This window comes from Mesorhizobium sp. M5C.F.Ca.IN.020.29.1.1, from assembly GCF_003997375.1.
In the GTDB taxonomy this organism is placed as follows: Bacteria; Pseudomonadota; Alphaproteobacteria; order Rhizobiales; family Rhizobiaceae; genus Mesorhizobium; species Mesorhizobium wenxiniae.
In genome coordinates this window covers 1-3,425 of sequence record NZ_RZSW01000606.1, presented here as the reverse complement: position 1 = coordinate 3,425, position 3,425 = coordinate 1, and the positions used below count along the sequence as shown (strand labels likewise).

General features: G+C 62.0%; 8 protein-coding genes. 2 read left to right on the top strand and 6 right to left on the bottom strand.

Features of this window, described 5'->3' with window-relative positions; all coding sequences use genetic code 11:
- The coding region (locus EOA85_RS30655; protein WP_164759992.1) for a GntR family transcriptional regulator at nt 1-260 on the bottom strand (260 nt) is incomplete at its 3' end.
- A gap of 116 nt (nt 261-376) precedes the next feature.
- Between EOA85_RS30655 and EOA85_RS30650 the strand changes: the two genes are divergently transcribed.
- Nucleotides 377-829, top strand: a complete 453-nt coding sequence (locus EOA85_RS30650) for a hypothetical protein (protein ID WP_348627948.1) — start codon at nt 377-379, stop codon at nt 827-829.
- Nucleotides 830-914: 85 nt separating this feature from the next.
- On the opposite strand, the gene EOA85_RS30645 is transcribed toward EOA85_RS30650, so the two are convergent.
- From EOA85_RS30645 to EOA85_RS30630, 4 genes are all read right to left on the bottom strand, one after another.
- Nucleotides 915-1,136: a DUF2934 domain-containing protein gene (locus tag EOA85_RS30645; protein WP_245486154.1), complete on the bottom strand. Its 222-nt coding sequence runs from the start codon at nt 1,134-1,136 to the stop codon at nt 915-917.
- 78 nt (nt 1,137-1,214) lie between these two features.
- On the bottom strand, nt 1,215-1,415 hold the full coding sequence (locus EOA85_RS30640; protein WP_127212224.1) for a hypothetical protein: 201 nt from the start codon (nt 1,413-1,415) through the stop codon (nt 1,215-1,217).
- A 97-nt stretch (nt 1,416-1,512) separates the two neighbouring features.
- On the bottom strand, nt 1,513-1,812 hold the full coding sequence (locus EOA85_RS30635; RefSeq protein ID WP_065006703.1) for a DUF1236 domain-containing protein: 300 nt from the start codon (nt 1,810-1,812) through the stop codon (nt 1,513-1,515).
- Nucleotides 1,813-2,134: 322 nt separating this feature from the next.
- Nucleotides 2,135-2,491 carry a hypothetical protein gene (locus EOA85_RS30630; protein WP_348627947.1) on the bottom strand — a complete coding sequence of 119 codons (357 nt, stop codon included), beginning with the start codon at nt 2,489-2,491 and terminating at the stop codon, nt 2,135-2,137.
- A 112-nt stretch (nt 2,492-2,603) separates the two neighbouring features.
- Between EOA85_RS30630 and EOA85_RS30625 the strand changes: the two genes are divergently transcribed.
- Nucleotides 2,604-2,861: a hypothetical protein gene (locus EOA85_RS30625; RefSeq protein WP_127212223.1), complete on the top strand. Its 258-nt coding sequence runs from the start codon at nt 2,604-2,606 to the stop codon at nt 2,859-2,861.
- Between the two features lie 71 nt (nt 2,862-2,932).
- On the opposite strand, the gene EOA85_RS30620 is transcribed toward EOA85_RS30625, so the two are convergent.
- Nucleotides 2,933-3,226, bottom strand: coding sequence for a hypothetical protein (locus EOA85_RS30620; protein ID WP_065006701.1), 294 nt, complete (start codon nt 3,224-3,226; stop codon nt 2,933-2,935).
- Nucleotides 3,227-3,425: the final 199 nt, after the last annotated feature.

The window sequence follows — 3,425 nt, the reverse complement described above, 5'->3', positions numbered from 1 at the left end:
GCGTCGTCGACCGGCATGCCGTCGAAGGTGGCGAACGAGCCGATGCCGACTTTGGTGGTGATCAGCCCGCGGCTCGACAGTTCCTCGAGACCCTTGCGGATGGTGTTGCGGCTGACGGAAAAGCGCTGGACGAGCTCGTTCTCGCTCTGCAGGCGGTCGCCGAAGCCGAGCACGCCGGAGCGGATCTCGTGTTCGAGGACGGTGGCGATCCGTTCGGGCTTGCCCGTACCGGGAGTCGACAGAGCCGTGCGCCGCGCCATGGAATACCTGTTCAGTAGACCTGTATAGTCCTGTTCAATACCGTGACATGGCGGTCATGTCAACGGCTCGTGGCCAGCACGCTTTTGAGTTTCCATACCGGGCAAGGATTGCTCTGATGATCACGAACGGTTCGTCGCAGGCTGGAATTTTATGGGAACCTTCACCACCCCCGAGCGGTTTTTTCGATAGTCGCAAATGCGGCAACAACCGAGAAAATGGAGACAAATGGAGAAAAATCATGCTCACGAAGATTCTCGCAGCGTCCGTACTCGCCGCCGGTCTGGCCACCTCTGCGATGGCCCAGAATACCAGCGACCCAGACGCTGACATGGGTCCCGGCAGCGACAGAAGCGTCGTCACCGACCCTGCCCCGGTCGATCCGAACCTCGTCGAGCCGAATGCCGTCGATCCCGGGATTACGGGTAGTATTATTGTGGGCCCTGATGACTTGAATTCAAATGCCGATCGTAACTGCCCTATAGGCCCGCAGGGCGCGATGCCGGATGCAATGAACAAGGCTCCCGGCACGGTTTCACCGACCGTCAACGACAACCACTGCGGCAAGTAGCCGAGATCGATTTCCACGCTTTCGGCCGCGGCACGGACAGAGTTTTCGTGCCGCGGCCGAAACGCTGTGTTACGAACCGCTATTTCTAGCTTGCTGAACTCTTGCGCGGTCGGACAGCCTTTGGCTTGGTGGCCTTTCCGGTCGCGGGACCCTTCGCTTTCGGCCTGCTCTCCTCACCGTCGATCTCGGCTGTGGCCTGATCCCAGTGCTGCTGGTGAGCGCCGTTGGGCCGGCCGGCCTGCTCCCAGATCGCGTGGGCCCGTTGGCGAATACGTTCCTGCCTGTCGTCCGTCACTGTTGCCTCCATCGGCTCAAAATCCGTGAGCGACAACTTTTAGCTGAAATTTCGATCGGCGTCTTCGTCGCGTCTTGGGCGGCTTCAGCCCTAGTCGGACAGAACCGCGACACCGAGAAGTGCCGCCTTTTTGGTTATCAGCCCCGCCAGATCCGCGTCCGAGCGCTCCGTTCCAGTTCGCTCACGCACCGCTGCAATCAACTCCTTCATCGACAACAGGGCAGTGCCCCGTTCAGCAAGCAGCTTGTCGACAGATGCGGCCACATTGCGTGACTCGACATGCGGCAACATGGAAGCTCCTTCCCGCGACAAGACGATCAACGGCCGGCGGCCTGCCGGCGAGCCGCCGCTCCCTCTTGCGTCTTCCCGAGAGAGCGGCGGGTGAAGGTCAGTCGATGACCTGCACGATCCTGCGGGTGCCGGGGTCGACCAGCACGGTGCGATCGTCGACGACTACGTATCTGTACTCGACGTCGGGAACCTCGTGAAGTTCAACCGTGTCGGGCAAAGTGGAACCGACATTGAGCTCCACTCCCAAAAGGCTGATCGACGCCAGCGGGTGCTTCTGCACATATTCGCGGACGACTGTCTGCTGCTCGGGCGTGATAATCACCTGGTCTGCGGTGGCCACGCCGATACCGGCGAGCAGAACCAGCCCGGCGGCGGCAGGAACAAGGTGGATTTTCATCGTCTTCTCCTGTCTGGTTTGCGGGCTCCGCCTTCCACAGTCGGGAACGGCAGGCCCAGATTGCAAAACGCAGACGTAACCTTCTTTGTTCCGTGAGCGGCGGCTAATCGATCGCCGCATTGGAGCGCACTGATGCGACCGCAGTGGCCCGCGTTCCTTACGCAGGCACGCGGGCCGATCGGATTGCCCGATCAGCAGCGATACCGGAGGGGGTGATATCGACTGCTTCGAGAGGAACATTTAGCAAGAGCTAATGTTCCGGGCCGAAGGCGAAAAAGCCTGCCGGGGCACCCGTCAGGCGCGAGGCGGCAAAGGCCCGAATCTATTGTTTCGGCGGCTGTGCCGGCACCTCGCCGGGCTTGAGCACCGGTGTCCTGCCTTGGTCCGGCGGCGGTGCGGCCATGCCCTGATCGCCGGTCGGCGGCGGCTGCAGCACGCCGTTGCAGGGATCAAGCGTGTCGGTCAGGCTGTCGCTGGCACCGTTGTTGACGGGCGGCTTCTGTTGCTGGCCGTTCTGCGGCTGGGCTTGGCATGGGCCGGCAGGCGCCGGGTCTTGTGTCTCCGTCTGGGCGGCAACCGGCGCCGCCAACGCCAGTGCACCCAGCATGCCCATCATCAGCGTGCCCGTCATCAGCGGGCCCGTCATCAGCGCGCTTGGCAAGAATTCGAAAGGTTTCACGTCGAACTCCTTTCCCGCGAAGGATCACCTCCTTGCCAAAGCAGGTGGGCGGCGATTGGTTCCGGTATGCTGCGACGCGCCCGGTTCCATGCTATCGACTGACAGGATAGTTTTGAGCGGCAAGAGCGACGAGTTCCATGGAAGACGCGAAAACCGCCCCGTTTCCGGAGCGGCGCAGCATGTTGGGGAATCGTTAATCAGCGACTGCTACTATAGCGGGATCATGACTAAGAATCTCGGAAACGCCGTCAGGAATGCCCCGAAGGAACCGGCAAGGAGCTCCGCCCTCAGCCGGCTGGCGCCCGCCTTGTTTCCCCTGGCGGTCGTCGCGCTTGGATATCTGATCGGCTGGCAGTTCTTCGGCTTCTAGGGCATCGGCCCCTTGATGTCGCGCGAAGAGACGTCGCGCGAACAGACCTTGGATCAGAGGCCGGCTGCTTCTCAGTCCGGGAAATCGAAAACCGGTTCCTCACATCGATGGACCCGACATTGACCGTCAAGCGTCCGGACATAGGAGGCGATCGGCACGTCGGGCCAGTCGCACTCGTTGCCGTATTGGCGGACATATCGATCATAGGTGTTGCGGCCGGTGGTCAGGACGACCGCGCGCCGGCTCTGGATCAGAAGCTGCGTCTGTTCGCATGTCATGGTGCGCGCATCCGGCCGGGCGTAAGCCATGCTTGTGGCGGCGAGCAGGATCGCTGCGGCTGTCGAGACGATTGGGCGAGCTGGCATGGTGCATCCTCACGAGGGTCGTGCGTAACGCGCACCGTCGCCCGTGGTTCCGCACCTTCACCCGGGTCTCCCGCAAGAGGCTGTTACTGCGGGCGCAATAAGACAGGCGCGATCTCACTCCTCCTTCTCCGGCTTGAACCGCCTCACCACCACCTCGAACACGATATCCGAAATCCACATCGCCGAGACGCCGCTGAGG